Genomic DNA, 16,712 nt, shown 5'->3' with positions numbered 1-16,712 from the left:
GATGATGGTATTCTAGGAATTCTTTTTTTATCTGACTCGCCAAATGGATTGTTTAATTAACAATCGTTAAAAAAGAAGGTTTGTATGAAAACAAATGTACTTATTGTCGGTAGTGGTTGTTCAGGACTTTATACAGCCCTGAATTTGCCACAAGAACTTCACATTACTATTATCTCTAAAGATACATTAGAACACAGTGATTCATTCTTAGCCCAAGGTGGTATTTGTATGCTAAAAGATGAATCGGATTATGATTCATTTTTTGAAGATACTTTGCGTGCTGGTCACTACAAAAATAACAAAATTTCTGTTGATTTGATGATTAAGTCATCACCTGATGTTATCAAAGATTTGATTGGTTATGGTGTTGATTTTCAACGTGATGAAAATGGTAACCTTGCTTTCACTCGTGAAGGTGCTCACTCTGATAAACGTATTCTTTTTTACCAAGATACTACAGGTAAAGAAATTACTAGTCGACTTTTAGCTGCTGTTAAGAAATTGCCAAACGTTACTTTGATGGAACACACTTGTCTTCTTGATATCATGGAAGAAGATAACCGTTGTTATGGTGGTGTGGCCCGTCTTGAAAATGGTGATTTAGAAAAAATCACAGCTGATGTGACTGTTCTTGCTAGTGGTGGTGTCGGTGGTTTGTACAAAAATAGTACCAACTTTAAGCATTTGACTGGTGATGCGCTAGCTATTTCCCTAAAACATAATATTGAGCTTAAGGACATGTCTTATGTACAAATTCACCCAACAACCCTTTACAAAGAAAATCCAAAAGAACGTTCATTCTTGATTTCTGAGTCCGTTCGTGGTGAAGGAGCTCTTCTTTACGATAAAAATATGAATCGTTTCGTCGATGAATTGCAGCCGCGTGATGTGGTAGCGCAAGCCATTTTAAAACAAATGGAAAAAGATGGGACAGACCACGTCTGGGAAGATTTGCGTACCATTCCGAAAAAAGAATTGGAAGAACATTTTCCAAATATCTTGGCACACTGTCGTGAGGCTGGTTATGATCCATTTACAGAATGTATTCCAGTTGTGCCAGCACAGCATTATTTCATGGGCGGTATCAAGGTTAACTATCATAGTAAGACAAGTATGGACTTTCTTTATGCTGTTGGTGAAACAGCTTGTAATGGGGTTCACGGTCAAAACCGTCTAGCAAGTAATTCTCTTCTTGAAAGTCTTGTTTTTGCAAAACGCGCAGCTAAGGACTTGGTTGCTAAGTATGAGAGCGTGGTAGAACTTCCAACAACTCTAGCTGAGCTTGATTTACTGGATTGCCAAGACAATGATATCTTGGCAGATGATTATAAAAAATTAGTTGTTGAAAAATTAACAGAAGAAAAGCAACTGGAAACTGTTATTGGTTAATGGTTGCAAGATATGAGAAAGGATAATGATGTTAGATCCAATTACCCTAAAATTAAATGTCGACCCACTTATTTTGAACGCTCTTTCTGAAGACATCAATAACGAAGATGTGTCAACAAACAGTGTGATGCCTGAAAATGTGGCTGGACAAGTTGACTTGATTTGTAAAGAAGACGGAATCATCTGTGGTTTACCTGTTTTCGAGCGTGTCTTTTATTTACTTGACCCAAGTACTCAATTTGACGTTTTGGTGAAAGATGGTGATGCTGTTAAGGCAGGACAAAAGCTTGGCACAGTCTATGGTGACATTCGCGTGCTTCTTTCAGGAGAACGTACAGCACTGAATTATTTGCAACGCATGAGTGGGATTGCCACTTACACCCGTGAAATGGCTGAGCTTCTAAAAGACAGTCCGATCACGCTTCTTGATTCACGTAAGACCACACCTAATAACCGTGTTTTTGAAAAATACGCTGTTAAAATCGGTGGCGGTAAAAACCATCGTTATAACTTATCAGACGGTGTTCTTTTGAAAGATAATCACATCGGTGCAGCTGGTGGTGTTAAAGAAGCCGTTCTTGCTGCTAAAGCTTACGCTCCCTCTGTCCGTAAAATCGAAATCGAAGTGGAAACACTTGGTATGGTTAAAGAGGCGGTCGAAGCTGGAGCTGATATCATTATGCTTGATAATATGGAACACGATGTTATGAAAGAAGCGATAGCTTTGATTGATGGCAGAGCTGAAATCGAAATTTCAGGAAATGTCACTCGAGAAAATCTTGCTTCTTACGCAGATTTGGCAGTTCAATACGTGTCAAGCGGAGCGATTACGCATTCAGCGAAGATTCTGGATTTATCGCTTAAAAATTTGCATCCTGTTGAAAACTAAGTGGAAAATCTTTTGAAGAAATGATAAAAAAATCCCCAGCTCGACTGAGTTGGGGATTTGATGTTGATAACTAAAAAAGAAAAAGTAATAATCCACAGATGATGCCAATAAGATAACCAGCTGCAACATCATGCGGGTAGTGAACTCCACCAATGACACGGCAAATAGCGATGACTAGCGATAAAACAAGGAAAAGAATTCCTAAAATCGGATTTAGTCGCAAAACAGCCATGCTGATAATCGTTGCTGAAAAGACGTGGCGACTTGGCATGGATTGCCCTTGGGTATCTTTTTGGATGAGGGGATTAATCTGCCAAGCCTCGTAAGGACGTGGTACGTTAATCATCTTTCGCATCAAGGATACAAGGATAAACGACACTCCGGGGATAAAGATAGCTGGGATAAGTTGGCTTTGCTGTTTGAGAAAAAGGTAAATAAGCAGTAGCGGATAGACCAGATACATGACCGCTGTTAATAGTCTGTTGATAAGTCTCAAACTGTGAACAGCGCGTGGATTTTTTCGGATTGGGTCAGTTATTTTGGCATAAAAATCAGCGTAATTTTTCATAGGATTCCTCTGAGTAATGATAATTTTATTATAGCACATGAGCTAGAATAGGGGGAAAATGATAATTTTTCCAAAAAAAGAAAATTCCGTAGCAATTAGTTGTCAAAATGGTAAATTTCCCGTAAAATAGGCTCATAAGCTAATAGAAAAGGAAAAAGAACTTTGAGATGCTTGGTTGATTCGTATCCGTTTTTTATTGAAAAAACAAGTCAGCCCATCTGGGAGTTCAAGGTAATTATATTATGGCACACAATATTACTGATGCTACATTTGAAGCAGAAACTAATGAAGGTCTTGTCCTTGTTGACTTTTGGGCAACATGGTGTGGTCCATGTATGATGCAAGCTCCAATCTTGGAACAATTATCAGAAGAAATGGACGAAGACGAACTTAAAATCGTTAAAATCGATGTTGACGAAAATCCAGAAACAGCTCAAAAATTTGGTATCATGTCAATTCCAACATTACTTTTCAAAAAAGATGGTGAAGTTGTGAAACAAGTTGCTGGTGTTCACACTAAAGACCAAATCAAAGCAATCGTTGCTGAATTGAGCTAATCAAGCATTTATAGATGATAAACTCCTGAAATTTTTCGGGAGTTTTTTGGTGTTAGAAATAGTATAATGGTAAAAAAGCTAAAGAAAAGGATTTTAGGAGGACGTGAGATGAATTTCTATAATTTAGATTACATTACGCAGCATCAGTCTTTTAATCTGGTTTTGAGATCTGTGATTTTGATTGTCTTGCTTGCTATTGTGATGCTGACAAGTCTGCACTACATGCGAAATAGGCTGAAGACGCGTCTTCGGGATATTAGTATTGGTATCGTGGTGTTGATGTTCATTCTTCTGGGGATTCAAGTTGAAGATTACATGCAAAATAACCATGATTTTTCGCAGTCACAAGTTCTTGTCAAATTCATCAAAAGTGTGGCTACGGATAAGGATTTAAAACCTGAGGATGTCTTAGTCAATTCAACAACTTTAAAAGATGGTATCATCGTTCGTTATAATAAGGAAGACTACACTGTTCATCTGAATGATGATAATAATTCTTATACACTTGAGCGCACACACGTGATTGACCACCGTGTTTACGTTAATGGAGGAAAGTAGCCGATGAATATGTACGTGTTGATAAGTATTAAATTTTTTCTAGGAATTTTAGCGACGATTTTACAGATTAACGTTCTCGGAAAATATGAATTTTCAGCAAACACACCGTTAAATCAGATTCAAAACTTTGTCCTTGGTGGCATTATCGGTGGTGTGATTTACAACAGTTCGATTTCCATTTCGACCTTTTTGATTATTTTGTTGATTTGGTCTTTGGTGGTTATTATCGTAAAACTTTTGATTAACAATAAATACATTAAATCCCTTGTTGTGGGAAATCCAGTGATTTTGATCAAAGACGGCAAAGTGAATGTGGAAAATTGTGCACAACTAGGTGTTACAGCAGACCAGCTGATGCTCCATTTGAGAATGGAAGGTTTGAATTCGACCCAAGATGTCAAGAGTGCCATTATGGAGCCAAATGGCAAGCTAACGATTCTAGATAAAAATTCGGAAAATCCGAGATTCCTACTGATTAGTAATGGTCGCATTAATTATGATGTCTTAGAATTAATCAATCAGGATGAAGAGTGGCTGCTAGAAAAACTTAAGGAACAAAATATTGATAACCCTAGAGAAATCTTTTTAGCTGAATACTTAAATAGAAAATTGTACCTGGTTCCCTATTCAGAAAAATAAAATTGATAAAATCACCAGATTTTCTAGTGTTTTTTCTTTTCTTTTTCGAATAAATAAGTAGGAGGAAAAGAGATGCGACTTGTAACGATTTTTGGCTTGTTATTGCTAGCCTTTTTATTTCATTGTGGGGATGCTAAAGCTGAAACGGCAGATAATATTCAATTTGTAAGTCTTGATGAGGTCAAGGGGAAAATGGTAGCTAAAGAGGATTTTTATTTGTTGATTGGTCGACTTGATAATGTTGATACTCAAAATGCTTTAGACAGACTCAGTCAAATTGATCAAGTGATTTATTGCCTTGATACCAAAGATATTGATTATGTTGCTTACAAAAAATTTGCCAAGAAATACAATATCAGAACCATGACACACTTAGCGCATTTTCGTGGAAAGTATCAGTTTGCAGTAGCTAATGTCCTAACAGCTGACCTAGCAGGATTTTTCGCAGTTTGAGGTTAAAGTTTTTCTGAGTTAAGTTTTCTATAAGAAAAAATTCAGCTTTACTTAAGCTAGTCTGGCTATACTATAGTCAATCCTAAATAAACTTTCTTTTTCATAGTTGTAGCAGCTGTTGACATAAAGTAGCTGTTGCGAATCTCCTAGAAATTCCAGATTTTAAATCTGGAATTTTTTGTATGTAAAAGGATTTGATGTTTTTTTCTAAGCTGTTAAAAGATTGTGAATAACGAAAAAAGCACCCTTAGTCTTGGCGGATAGGGTGCTTTTCTTATGCCTAGAAGATTAATTCTAAACATTCTCCTTATTGTTGACTGCATTATAGCATGAACTAACTTTTATTGTCAAAGAAACATGTTTTGGTGGTATTTATTTTTTCAATTTAATCAAGATATTCATTGATAGCTGTATCAGTTGCGATACGTCCAAATGTGAAGATGTTTGTTAATGAGTTACCACCGAGATGTTTACCTGCGTGAAGACCACCTGCGACTTCACTAGCGGCAAAGAGTTCTTTAATAACTTTGCCATCTTCGTTAATAATATGATCATGTGTATCGATTTTCCAACCACCCATGGTGTGGTGTGTGGCTGGTTTACGTGGTGTCGCGTAAAATGGTGCTTTTTCGACTTTAAGGTCAAAGGCACCTTTATCAAATTCAGGGTCATGCCCAGTGTTAACGTAAGAATTGTAATTGGTGATTGTTTCTACCAAAGTAGCTGGGTCAATGTTGATTTGCTCAGCCAATTCTTCCAAGGTATCAGCCTTAAAGAGGGTACCTGCTTCAACTTGAGCATCAATTTTTTCTTGACTGGTATTGTAGGCTGTTTCTTTGATATTTTCATCGGCGATAAGATAGAAGAGACCTCCGTTGTCAATAGCCGCTTGTGATAATTGGTCACAGCTACCGTATTCATCGACAAAACGTTTACCTTTGGTGTTGATCATGATAAAGTTTGCTGGAGGCACTTGAAGACCGGTGAAAAGTGCACCAGTCACTGGGTCAGATACTGCCATCATTTGGCTAAAGCCCATACCGACAAGGTCGGCGCCGACAGATTGACCAAGTAAAATACCGTCCCTAGTTGCAGCAGGCGTATTTGGAGTGGCAATATTATCATCAATTTCTGACCAGTAAGTGTTGTATTTTTGAAGCATTTTAGTATTGGCTGCGAATCCACCTGTTGTTAAAATCACATCTTTACCATTGACGGTAATAGTTTGTCCATTGCGTCCGCTACCTTTGACACCTGTGATGATACCATCGGTCACAACGCGTTCTTTAACTTGGGTATCTGTTAGAATAATACCGCCATTTTCAAAACGAAATCTTTCAAGACAGCGATATAAGTAACTCCCATCGAAACTTTTGGTTTATGACCACGACGCCAAATAGCACCAACTGGCATAGTTACTTCATCGCGTAAGAATTCAACACCGATATTTTCAAGCCAACGAACAGATTCAAGAGCACGTTCTGTTAAGACGCTAATGAGTTCGTAGTTTCCGTGAATTTCGTGACCTTTGAGGTCTTTGCGTTTACCACCAAGATAAGTTTGGATACGATAGAGAAGTTTTGAGTCAAAGAGGTAAGTTGGGTCTTTGAGGTATTCTTCAATTTCGGTCTTAAGAGAACGGAAATCAGACAAGAATTCAGGATCGATAGTTGATTCATCAATGTCGTGAAGTTCTTGTAAATTATACGCTTCACCAGGATTAGCAGGAAATGTATATTGCCAAGCAGGGTTAGGATCATTCATTGGCCCACCAGCACGAACAGTGTTTCCGCCGACAGCTGGGAATTTTTCAACAAGAATGACTTTTTTCCAGCTTGAAGGGCACGTGCAGCTGCAGTAAGTCCAGCACCACCACCGCCGACAATGACAAGGTCAGTGTCATAAGTCTTATCTTCTTTGTCTAGAGCTGATGGTGCTTTTGGACGTGAACGAAGAGCATCGGGATTAGCACCAGCTTGACGAACCGCACGCGCGACTCCATTTAGAACACCTTTTGAAGTGACTGAAGCTCCAGAAATGGCATCGACATTCAAAGTTTGCCCTTCGATGATTTCATCTGGAATACGAGTGAAGACCACGTCAGCAATACCACCAGTTTCACCAGAAGAATCAATATCTATAGCTTCAATGCGATCCTCTGACAAAGTCACAGACATCGGTAAATCACCATTGTGACCGACAGTAGTGACATGATAAGTACCGGGTTCAAATCGTACGTCTTCAGGTTGGTTGAGCTGATTAGCAATATTGGCAAAGTGAATAAAGCGGAAGAAGCAAGATTCTAAGAAATCAATGGTTCCTTGGTCTTTGAGGTCGCCATTTTCATCAAAGGCATGTTGGACACGCCCAAGTAAAAATTCACTACCAGGCATGACAACGGCATTAACGCCTGAGGCGTCCAAAATTTGATGCAGGTGAAGTTGTGCGCGTGATGTTCCTAGTGCTCCAAGAGAAGCTCCCACGATCATGGTTGGTTTATTGATTAGCGCGCGACTTGTGCAGGCAATCCATTCAAGAGCAGAAGATAGTGGTGCTGGAATGGTATGGTCATACTTAGGTGTAGCGATGATAACCCCCGTCTACGCTAGCAATTTTTTGAGCAAAGACAGCAACAACAGCAGGAGCAATCTTATCCTCAGGTTCATTGAAGGCAGGCAAATCCTTGATTTCAAGCAGCTCAATGTCGGCCACATCAGCAAAATGCTTAGCCATAAATTTCAACAACTTACGGTTTGTTGAACGAGTTGAATTTGTCCCAACAATAGCAACTAATTACATATAGTCAACTCTTTTTACACAAATAATTACCTTTATCATACTCCTTTTTCAAAATAATTGAAAACGTTTTTGTTATAAGAGAGGAAAGTATCATTTTTTAAGAATATAGTATGACAAGAAAAAAAGCCCTGAAACATCAGGGCTCTTACTTGAGGATACGTTTTTAATATCCGTAAACGATTCATCTTGAGATATTATCATTAGGAATGGCTATATTATAGAAAGCTTTGCTTAAATTGGTCTTAATCAATTTTCTTAAGATATTCTGCTAGCATCTTCTTCTGTGGTGTAGCCATGGGATAATCTTGAAGTTGGTCTTGTGAGACCCAGCGGAGTTCTTTACTTGTAGTTACTTTGTTTGAATTCACTAATCCTTCAAGAAGTTCAATAGTCCATTTTTGGTGGCTAAAGGTGTGCTTGACTAGGTTAAATTCTCGCTTAGTCCAGTCAGGAGCGACTTGATAATTTCTTTCGAAAAGTGCTTTTTGTGAGACGGTTTGAAGGGAAGTGGTATATTTTTCAAACAAATCTAGCTGCTGTCCGATAAAGTCTATTTCCACGATTGGAAATGACCAGAAGCCGCCAAGCAAGCGCCCATCAAGATTTTTTTCTAATAAGAAATCACCTTTGCTATTTCGAATGACAAAAGCTTGAAGTTGTAGCGGCTTGGGCTTTTTCTTAGGAAGTTTAATCGGATATTTATCGTAAGTCCCGTGTAAATAAGCTGCACTGAAAAAGCGAATCGGAGACTCATCTGGACGAGGATTCTTGGCTGATTCGATATCAGTCCCCAGATCCATCAGTGCTTGGTTGAAGTCTCCAGGGCGCTCTGGGTCAATCAAAATTTCCATAATCGCTTGAAAAATTTTGCGGTTTTTGGGGTCACCAATATCATAATTGACTTCAAAAAGGCGCGCCATCACGCGCATGACATTCCCATCAACAGCAGGTTCAGGCAAACCGAAGGCAATACTTGCGATAGCACCAGCCGTATAAGGGCCAATTCCTTTTAAAGAAAGAATATCCTTGTGATTATCAGGAAAGACACCATCAAATTTTTCCATGATTTCCTGAGCAGCTTTTTGCATATTGCGTACGCGAGAGTAGTAACCTAGTCCTTCCCAAGCTTTTAGCAATTTCTCTTCAGGAGCATTGGCTAAATCTTCAATCGTTGGGAACCATTCTAAGAAGCGTTCATAATAGGGGATTACCGTAACCACTTGTGTCTGTTGCAGCATAATTTCAGAAATCCATATAAAGTAAGGATTCTTAGTTCTGCGCCAAGGCAGGTCGCGTTTTTCATTATCATACCAATTGAGCAGGGTACGGCGAAAAGAAGCGATTTTTTCATCGTCCCACATCTTAATCCCATAATCAGTTAAATTAATCATGTTTCCATTTTAGCAAAGTTCATATCTTAAGGGTAATAAAAGTTCTTGGAAAAAAATTTTTAATAAAAAGCACATATCTCTTGGCAAAAGGTAAGCGGATACATTATAATAAAAGTGTAAAGAAGGATGACAGAAGAAACGGAATAAGGAGGTAACAATTCTTATGATGAAGCCACATGTTGCCCGGTATAAAAATGGTGATAAAGTCTCTAGTCGGAGTTAAGTAGGCACAGTTAACTTTACGTTATGGAGGTGGCGCTTATGTTGAAATTAAACTTAGGACACTATAAAAATGGTGATTAGTCACTTTGATTAGCCATAAAGATTTATACCTCAAATCTCAAAAAAATTGTAACAAAAGAAACATCGGAGGAACGTCTTATGTTGATGATGAATGTAGGTCGTTACAAAAATGGAGACTAACAACTAGTTGAATTTAGGTCAATGAAGGAGTGATGTCACATTTTAGATGAAGATATTAATTGGAAGTGAACGATTAGAAATAGCTAGCGCAAGAAATAATACCGGTTGATTTTGTTGCTAGTAACAGTAGTAATCGAAAGGGCTTCTAATCATATTGCTTCCATGTTTGAAAAAAAGCTTTTAATTTTTTAATGAAAGTTGTAATAGATGTGAAAGCAATCAATGTAGGCCGTTACAAAAATGGAGACTCAAAAAAGATATGGCGACGAGTCAATCGCCCTATCAAAAAAACAGAAAAAATTTGATTATTATCGTTGTTATGTGAGTATTTTCAATTAATGGAGGTATCTTATGAACGTAGCAAGATATAAAAATGGTGATACTTTAGCTAGTTGCATAAAATAGCTAAAGGAGTGATACCAATGTAAAAAAGTAGTGACTAAAAAACTCATGGAGGTAAAAAAACTCGTGGAGGTATATGTACAATGCTGAAAATGAATTTAAATCGCTATAAAAACGGAGATAATAATCTAACAGCCTAACTCCTTATGAGAATGGTATGTTAGATAACATATGAAAAAATTTTTTGAAGCTGAGATAAAAATTCTCAGCTTCTTTTTTGTATTCATAAGAAATTTTTTCATAAAACCAAAAATGCCGAAATTTTTTAATAAAATCTACAGAAAATAATTAAAAAATAAAGGTCAAAAGTACTAAAATGAGATTAAAGAAGAACGCTTAATAATAAGAAGAATCGAGGCGATTTATGTGAGTAGAAGTAATTTTCGAAGATTAAAACGTATCGAACTATATGAAATCATGCTAGCGCAGAGTAAAGAAATCGACCGATTAAGAGATGAATTGGCAAAAGCCAATGAAAAATTAGAAAATCAAGAGATAAAACTAGCCAACGCTGGTTCTATCGCAGAAGCTTCCCTTAGTTTGACAAAGGCTTTTGAAGAAAGCCAAAGAGCAGCAGACTTGTACTTTAAGAATGTCAAACAAATGAATGGAGAAGCGGAGTATGAAAAAGGATAACGAAATTACTCTTCCCACAACCAGTGAGATTGAAGAGTTATATAAAAAAGCGAAATACCGTAAACTTTTTACCGAGAAGATAAGAAGCACGGTTTTTATGTTAATTGTAGTAGTCGCCTTTGCGATTTTGGTAGCTATGCTTTACCTTCCAACCCTCAGGATCTATGGGAAATCCATGAAGGGGATGCTAGAAAGCGGGGATATCGTATTAGCTGTTAAGAGTAATCACTTTAAGATAGGAGACATCGTCGCGTTTTATAATAATAATATCTTAGTTAAACGTGTCATTGCTGAATCTGGCGACTGGGTCAACATCACAAAAGATGGTACGGTTTACGTCAATGACAAGAAAATAAATGAACCCTACATCGAGAACAAGGCTTATGGTGAGATAACCATCAAGTTCCCTTACTAAGTTCCAGAAGATCGTATCTTTGTTTTAGGAGATAACCGTAAAGTTTCTATTGACTCGCGAAATGCTTCTGTCGGTGCGGTTTCGGATGAACAATTAGTTGGTAAACTAATTGTTAGAATCTGGTCTTTATCAGATATTGGAACTCTAAATTAAAAGTATTATCGAAGCTTATTCACTGTGTTTTAGGATGGGAGGAAAGTGAGAGCCGATGGGAAATTTTTTTAGAAAAAGTAATTTAATTAAAAAGCATAAAAAACTTGCGACTTTCCTTGCAGTAATGGTAGCTCTGGTAACGACATACCTTCTAATCTTGCCTGCTATCACATTAGATATGGAAAGAGCTAGAGAAGAACCTGGTGTTGAAGTAGAACAAAGTAGTCAATTGCCACCAAGCCTTCCAGCTCTGGGAGATTCTGATAGCAATCTAGGCTCTGCAACTGAAAGTTCACAAGAAGCAGATACTTCTCAGACAGAATCAACTGAGAATGACTTAATTACACTGGCAACAACATTAACAGCAACTAATCAAGATTATATGATTACAGCTGATGTTAATGCGGATGCGCAATTGCCTAAAGATACAAGCTTGACTGTTAAAGAAATCAAAACTGATGATGAAGCTTATCAATCAAATTATGAAAAAGTCAAAAACTCTTTAACAGAAAAGACGATTGATAGTGTCCTTTTCTATGACATTACTTTTGAATCAAAAGGTGAAAAAGTTGAACCAAAAGCTGACGTTAAGGTGACAATCATACCGAAAGAAGCTATGGATGCCAAAGATAACTTTGATGTTTTACATTTTCCTGATGATGGTTCACAAGAAAATATTTCGCAAAAAGATGTTAAAGAAATCGATCATAAGATTACATCAGTTTCTTTTGATAATAGTCAATTTTCAGCTTATGCCTTGGTAACATCAAGCAATCTTTCTGAGTCAAAAGCAAATCTTAATAAAGTTGGTGGTCCGAGATCAACAACTACTCATAATATAACCTTCAAGTACACTGATAATGCAGGTGTTGAACATGAAATGGTAACCGCACAAATTGTCGATGGAGGAACAATTTCAGTCTTCCCAATCAAGATTATCTGACTTTAGTGACATGTACACCTTATGGGATAAATACCCAACGTCTACTGGTACGCGGGCATCGCATTCCAAATGCTGATGGTGAAGATAAGACCACTTCCGATGCCATGCAGCTCAATGCGTTATATATTGCACCGTTTATCGGTATTCCAATCTGCCTTGCTATTGTTATCTATATCTTTGTTATAACAAGTAGCAGGTACCTCAAACGTCATGGTGACCTAGTTGGTAAATACCTCAGTCAAAAGGGACTTAAACGACCGCAAATGAACTCTAAAAACTACCAAGAAACGATTAATCAATTAAAAATAATTTTTAAGGATAATTAAAAAAGATTGAAGATGATCGATAAGCTCATCTTTTTTTGTTACGCTTTCACAAATTTTTTGTTAAGTCAATTTGAAGTTTATATTAAAAGTTAAATACAAGACTTAATTTTGCAACAATTCATAAAATTTATGCTATAATTGGAGTTATAGTAGCGAAAAGCGAGGTAAGGATATGTGGGTTGTTAGGAAGATGTACTGGCGCAGTGGTCAACAGTATGTTCAAGCACAAAAGATTTTTGAAAGTCGCGAAGAAGCAAATGCTTTTAGAAAAGAATTAGATTTTGCAACGGAGATTTATGAGACAAACTTAGCCGTTTCTAATAAAGGCGATTTTTAAGCAAAGAAGCAGAGCACACCTGCTTTTTTGTTTTGGGGAAAATAAAATGGTAAAAAATTTAGGAGCCAAATTTCAAGTTCAAATTAGCCAGTCTGTAAAAACTTTTTAGGAGATTTATAATTGAATAGTTTCTTTGGATAGTTGTTAATCCAGTTTTCAATAAATGCGACTTGTTGTTGAGTCGCATTTTTGCTTCCCTTAGGCAACCAACGCCGGATGAGTCTATTATGATTCTCATTAGTACCACGCTCCCAAGAAGAATACGGGTGAGCATAATAGATATGAGTAGGGTCAAAAACTTCCGCTAAACGACTGAACTCAGCCCCGTTATCAGCTGTGATAGAATTCATTTGATAATCCTTGAGGATTGCTTTCAGAGCTTGATTGACTGAAACCGCGGACTTATCGGGAATGACTCGAATGATTTGATAACGACTCTTTCTATCGGTTAGAGTCAACAGACACTCGTTTTTTGCCCGTGTTTGAATAACCGTATCAATTTCAAAATCACCGATATTCTCACGCTTATTAATGCTTTCTGGTCGTTCCTCAATAGACTTTCCAGCTGGCTTAAAATGGGGACTAGCATGCTTTTTCTTAGCTTTCTCTTGTCGAGGATAAAGCATATCAGCCTTGGTCAATCCTAAGTGTCCATGATAAATCCAGTAGTAAATGGTGGAGATGGGAACAGGTATCCCTTTTGACTTTACCATCATCTCGGGAGAGTATTTCTGTTCGATGTAGTGAGTTATCTTTTCTTTGAGTCCCTTGGTTAGGGAGGCTTGTTTAACAGAACGTTTGCGATTGTTTTGATAGGCTTTTTGAGCAAAATCAGCTGAGTAGATCACTTCAAATTTTCCTTTACGCACTTGTTGTCTAACCTGACCACGTTTGACCTCGTTGTTAATGGTTTGAGGAGCTTTAGCTAATCTCCTAGCGATTTCACGATTTGAGAGCCCTTCTTGAAGCCAACGTTCAATCATTCTACGTTCAGTTAGTGTTAAATGTTTACTTTTTGGTGTATAATAGTTTTGCATCTCAGAGTCTTTCTAATTGTTGTTGTGGTGATTACAATTATATCTCTCTGAGATGTTTTTTGATACCCTTAGGTGGCTAACTTCATTTTAGAACTTTCCAAAAAATTTAGGATAAAAACACTTTCTTTTCCGTATATATCTTGCGCAATTTCTGAAGCTATAGTATAATAGTTTATTGTGAGTATACCTCACTTACTCGTGATTTCGGTCACGGGTCATTAGACCAAAAGGAGGAAAAATATCAATGGCTAAATACGAAATTCTTTACATTATTCGTCCAAACATTGAAGAAGAAGCTAAAAACGCTTTGGTAGCACGCTTTGACTCTATCTTGACTGACAATGGTGCAACTGTTGTTGAATCAAAAGACTGGGAAAAACGTCGTCTTGCATATGAAATCAAAGATTTCCGTGAAGGACTTTACCACGTTGTTAACGTTGAAGCAGAAGATGCTGTAGCTCTTAACGAGTTCGACCGTCTTTCAAAAATCAACGGTGACATTCTTCGTCACATGATCGTTAAACTTGACGCGTAAGAAGGTATTTTATGATTAATAATGTAGTACTTGTCGGTCGCATGACCCGCGATGCAGAACTCCGTTACACACCATCTAATCAAGCAGTTGCGACATTTACACTTGCTGTAAACCGTAACTTCAAGAATCAAAATGGTGAACGCGAAGCAGATTTTATTAACTGTGTTATTTGGCGTCAGCAAGCTGAAAACTTGGCTAACTGGGCTAAAAAAGGCACATTGGTTGGTGTTACTGGTCGTATTCAGACTCGTAACTATGAAAACCAACAAGGCCAACGTGTTTACGTAACTGAGGTCGTTGCAGATAATTTCCAAATCTTGGAAAGTCGTGCTACACGTGAAGGTCAATCAGGTGGTTCTTACAACGGTGAATTTAACAACAATTCATCATTTGGTGGATCTTCTAATGGTGGTTTCTCATCACAACCTTCACAACAAACACCTAACTTTGGTCGTGACGAAAGCCCATTTGGTAATTCAAACCCAATGGACATTTCAGATGACGATCTTCCATTCTAATGTATATGGACACCTCAAGTGTTAAACTTGAAACAACAATAATATAAAGGAGAATAAAACATGGCTCAACAACGTCGTGGCGGATTCAAACGCCGTAAAAAAGTTGATTACATCGCAGCTAATAAAATTGAATATGTTGATTACAAAGATACTGAGCTTCTTAGCCGTTTCGTTTCAGAACGTGGTAAAATTCTTCCACGTCGCGTAACTGGAACTTCAGCTAAAAACCAACGTAAAGTAACAACAGCTATCAAACGCGCTCGCGTTATGGCTCTTATGCCATTCGTAAACGAAGACTAATTCGTTGCGGTGATCAGAAAAAAACGGCTCTTTGTCAACTGTAGTGGGTGACTTATAGCTAAGCACGAGAGGAGACGAAATGCGTCTTCTCTTTTTGCATGTTTAAAGCGATAAAGATACGTTTTTTAAAGTTGTCAAAGTTCCTGAATCCAAAGGCATTACGCTTGATGTCTTTGATGAGTTTGTTGGTTGCCTCCAGTTTGGCGTTAGAATAAGGAAGCTCAATAGCGTTTATGACGTGTTGCTTGTGGTGAAGGATAGTTCTCAGAGCTGTTTTAAAGGTTTGATTGAGATGTGGTAAGGCTTCTTCAATCAAGTCAAAGAAGTAGTCAGCGTTTTTCTCTTGCAGGTGGAACAGTAGGAACTGGTAGAGGTCATAATACCCTTTCAACTCAGGGACAAGGTGGAATATCTCGGTCAAACATTCTTTTGGTGTGAGCGTTTCTCCAAAAGTCCTTGAACGAAAGCTGTTTAGAGAGAGTTTACGACTGTCTTTCAGCACGGATTTCCAGTAGTATTTGAGGGCACGATATTCTAAAGATTTCTTGTCGAACTGTGTCATAAGTTGAATACGTGTGTGATTAAGAGCACGGCTCATGTGCTGCACGATATGAAATCTATCAATAACAATCTTAGCGTTAGGAAAGAGTTTTGGAATCATTGGGATGTAACTGCCAGACATATCAACGGTAACGACTTTCACGCTGTTCCTAGCCTCTTTAGAATACCTGAAGAAATGATTGCGAATGGTTGTTTGTGTCCGATTCTCAAGGATGGTGATGATTTTCTTGGTCTCAAAATCCTGTGCAATGAAGGCAAGCTTTCCTTTTTGATACGAAAACTCATCGATGGAGAGGATTTCAGGCAGACGAGAGAAGTCCTCTTTGAAAGTGAATTCCTTGAGTTTTCGGTGTACGGTAGAGGTTGAAATCGCTAAATCCTGAGCAATGTGTGTTAAGGCTTGACGATTGACCAAGGCTTGCGCGACCTTCTGTCTGAGAGGTTCAGAGATTTGACAGTTTTTCTGTATCAAGCTGGTTTCAGAGACGGTTACCTTACGACAATTCTTGCATTGAAAACGCCGTTTCTTGAGCCTAATAAGACTGGGGAAGCCAGCCACCTCAAGAAATGGTATTTTCGATGGCTTTTGGAAGTCATATTTTATCTGTTTTCCCTGACAGTGATTACAGTTTCCAGGAGCGTAGTCCAGTGTAGCTATCATCTCAATGTGTGTCTTGTGTTTCAAAACTTTGTTCAACGTGATATTTTTGTCTTTAATTCCAATCAATTGTGTAGTATGATAGAGTTGTTCCATATGATGCTTTCTAATGTGAGTTTGGTCGCTTTTCATTATAAGTCATATGGGACTTTTTGTGTATATTCAAAAAGCCCTATAATTCCACAGTGGAGTTACCCACTACAGAAATTATAGAGCCAAAAAAAC

20 protein-coding genes and 2 pseudogenes are annotated in these 16,712 nt (G+C 37.8%); 14 read left to right on the top strand and 8 right to left on the bottom strand.

The features are described 5' to 3' along the window. Positions 1 to 84 precede the first annotated feature (84 nt). The gene (locus tag DQN23_RS07660) at positions 85 to 1,389 is read left to right on the top strand and encodes an L-aspartate oxidase (protein ID WP_111712990.1); all 1,305 of its coding nucleotides are present in this window, start codon (positions 85 to 87) and stop codon (positions 1,387 to 1,389) included. A 28-nt stretch (positions 1,390 to 1,417) separates the two neighbouring features. Next, positions 1,418 to 2,278 (top strand): carboxylating nicotinate-nucleotide diphosphorylase, encoded by an 861-nt coding sequence (gene nadC / locus DQN23_RS07655; RefSeq protein WP_061408586.1) that lies wholly within the window; start codon positions 1,418 to 1,420, stop codon positions 2,276 to 2,278. A gap of 70 nt (positions 2,279 to 2,348) precedes the next feature. Here the strand turns inward: nadC and DQN23_RS07650 are convergent, their stop codons facing one another. Beyond that, entirely contained in the window at positions 2,349 to 2,846 is a 498-nt protein-coding gene (locus DQN23_RS07650; protein ID WP_043895118.1) for a phosphatase PAP2 family protein, read from the bottom strand. A gap of 242 nt (positions 2,847 to 3,088) precedes the next feature. On the opposite strand from DQN23_RS07650, the gene trxA reads away from it, so the two are divergent. From trxA to DQN23_RS07630, 4 genes are all read left to right on the top strand, one after another. Next, positions 3,089 to 3,403, top strand: a complete 315-nt coding sequence (gene trxA, locus DQN23_RS07645; protein WP_020917435.1) for a thioredoxin — start codon at positions 3,089 to 3,091, stop codon at positions 3,401 to 3,403. Between the two features lie 108 nt (positions 3,404 to 3,511). Further along, positions 3,512 to 3,961: a DUF3290 domain-containing protein gene (locus DQN23_RS07640; RefSeq protein ID WP_043895117.1), complete on the top strand. Its 450-nt coding sequence runs from the start codon at positions 3,512 to 3,514 to the stop codon at positions 3,959 to 3,961. A gap of 3 nt (positions 3,962 to 3,964) precedes the next feature. Then, the gene (locus DQN23_RS07635; protein WP_020917433.1) at positions 3,965 to 4,600 is read left to right on the top strand and encodes a DUF421 domain-containing protein; all 636 of its coding nucleotides are present in this window, start codon (positions 3,965 to 3,967) and stop codon (positions 4,598 to 4,600) included. A gap of 72 nt (positions 4,601 to 4,672) precedes the next feature. After that, positions 4,673 to 5,053 carry a hypothetical protein gene (locus tag DQN23_RS07630; protein WP_020917432.1) on the top strand — a complete coding sequence of 127 codons (381 nt, stop codon included), beginning with the start codon at positions 4,673 to 4,675 and terminating at the stop codon, positions 5,051 to 5,053. 385 nt (positions 5,054 to 5,438) lie between these two features. Here DQN23_RS07630 and DQN23_RS09420 read toward each other — a convergent pair whose 3' ends face one another. From DQN23_RS09420 to mutY, 5 genes and pseudogenes are all read right to left on the bottom strand, one after another. Further along, a complete protein-coding gene (locus DQN23_RS09420) occupies positions 5,439 to 6,329 on the bottom strand; it encodes an FAD-dependent oxidoreductase (protein ID WP_233422875.1) in 891 nt (296 codons plus the stop codon). Positions 6,330 to 6,355: 26 nt separating this feature from the next. Then, positions 6,356 to 6,817: a hypothetical protein gene (locus DQN23_RS09415; protein WP_233422874.1), complete on the bottom strand. Its 462-nt coding sequence runs from the start codon at positions 6,815 to 6,817 to the stop codon at positions 6,356 to 6,358. After that, positions 6,814 to 7,230, bottom strand: coding sequence for an FMN-binding protein (locus DQN23_RS09410; RefSeq protein WP_233422909.1), 417 nt, complete (start codon positions 7,228 to 7,230; stop codon positions 6,814 to 6,816). The genes DQN23_RS09415 and DQN23_RS09410 overlap by 4 nt, the downstream gene beginning before the upstream one ends. A gap of 54 nt (positions 7,231 to 7,284) precedes the next feature. Beyond that, positions 7,285 to 7,837, bottom strand: a pseudogene (locus DQN23_RS09405) (NADPH-dependent FMN reductase); the annotation flags it as partial. A 257-nt stretch (positions 7,838 to 8,094) separates the two neighbouring features. Beyond that, positions 8,095 to 9,243 (bottom strand): A/G-specific adenine glycosylase, encoded by a 1,149-nt coding sequence (gene mutY / locus DQN23_RS07620; protein WP_058814223.1) that lies wholly within the window; start codon positions 9,241 to 9,243, stop codon positions 8,095 to 8,097. 1,191 nt (positions 9,244 to 10,434) lie between these two features. Between mutY and DQN23_RS09100 the strand changes: the two genes are divergently transcribed. From DQN23_RS09100 to DQN23_RS07595, 5 genes and pseudogenes are all read left to right on the top strand, one after another. Continuing rightward, on the top strand, positions 10,435 to 10,704 hold the full coding sequence (locus DQN23_RS09100; RefSeq protein WP_162261965.1) for a DNA repair protein: 270 nt from the start codon (positions 10,435 to 10,437) through the stop codon (positions 10,702 to 10,704). Continuing rightward, positions 10,691 to 11,272: pseudogene (lepB, locus tag DQN23_RS07610) on the top strand (signal peptidase I). The gene DQN23_RS09100 and the pseudogene lepB overlap by 14 nt, the downstream one beginning before the upstream one ends. Before the next feature lie 55 nt (positions 11,273 to 11,327). Next, positions 11,328 to 12,215, top strand: coding sequence for a hypothetical protein (locus DQN23_RS07605; protein ID WP_058814222.1), 888 nt, complete (start codon positions 11,328 to 11,330; stop codon positions 12,213 to 12,215). Between the two features lie 5 nt (positions 12,216 to 12,220). Continuing rightward, positions 12,221 to 12,541 (top strand): sortase A, encoded by a 321-nt coding sequence (locus DQN23_RS07600; RefSeq protein WP_020917426.1) that lies wholly within the window; start codon positions 12,221 to 12,223, stop codon positions 12,539 to 12,541. A gap of 190 nt (positions 12,542 to 12,731) precedes the next feature. Next, the gene (locus DQN23_RS07595; RefSeq protein WP_228380491.1) at positions 12,732 to 12,878 is read left to right on the top strand and encodes an ATP-dependent protease; all 147 of its coding nucleotides are present in this window, start codon (positions 12,732 to 12,734) and stop codon (positions 12,876 to 12,878) included. Positions 12,879 to 12,961: 83 nt separating this feature from the next. Here the strand turns inward: DQN23_RS07595 and DQN23_RS07590 are convergent, their stop codons facing one another. Continuing rightward, entirely contained in the window at positions 12,962 to 13,915 is a 954-nt protein-coding gene (locus DQN23_RS07590; protein WP_111712989.1) for an IS30 family transposase, read from the bottom strand. Positions 13,916 to 14,159: 244 nt separating this feature from the next. Here DQN23_RS07590 and rpsF point away from each other — a divergent pair, with 244 nt between their 5' ends. The 3 genes from rpsF to rpsR are packed head-to-tail and all read left to right on the top strand — an operon-like array spanning position 14,160 to position 15,268. Then, positions 14,160 to 14,450, top strand: a complete 291-nt coding sequence (gene rpsF, locus DQN23_RS07585) for a 30S ribosomal protein S6 (protein ID WP_006531977.1) — start codon at positions 14,160 to 14,162, stop codon at positions 14,448 to 14,450. 11 nt (positions 14,451 to 14,461) lie between these two features. Then, a complete protein-coding gene (locus tag DQN23_RS07580; protein WP_020917424.1) occupies positions 14,462 to 14,968 on the top strand; it encodes a single-stranded DNA-binding protein in 507 nt (168 codons plus the stop codon). A 60-nt stretch (positions 14,969 to 15,028) separates the two neighbouring features. After that, positions 15,029 to 15,268: a 30S ribosomal protein S18 gene (gene rpsR / locus DQN23_RS07575; protein ID WP_000068664.1), complete on the top strand. Its 240-nt coding sequence runs from the start codon at positions 15,029 to 15,031 to the stop codon at positions 15,266 to 15,268. 58 nt (positions 15,269 to 15,326) lie between these two features. On the opposite strand, the gene DQN23_RS07570 is transcribed toward rpsR, so the two are convergent. Further along, complete coding sequence (locus DQN23_RS07570; RefSeq protein ID WP_111712988.1) at positions 15,327 to 16,583, bottom strand: ISL3 family transposase; 1,257 nt, start codon at positions 16,581 to 16,583, stop codon at positions 15,327 to 15,329. Positions 16,584 to 16,712: the final 129 nt, after the last annotated feature.

Origin of the sequence: Streptococcus lutetiensis (genome assembly GCF_900475675.1) — a bacterium.
Lineage (GTDB): Bacteria > Bacillota > Bacilli > Lactobacillales > Streptococcaceae > Streptococcus > Streptococcus lutetiensis.
This window is presented reverse-complemented; position numbering and strand designations above follow the sequence as displayed.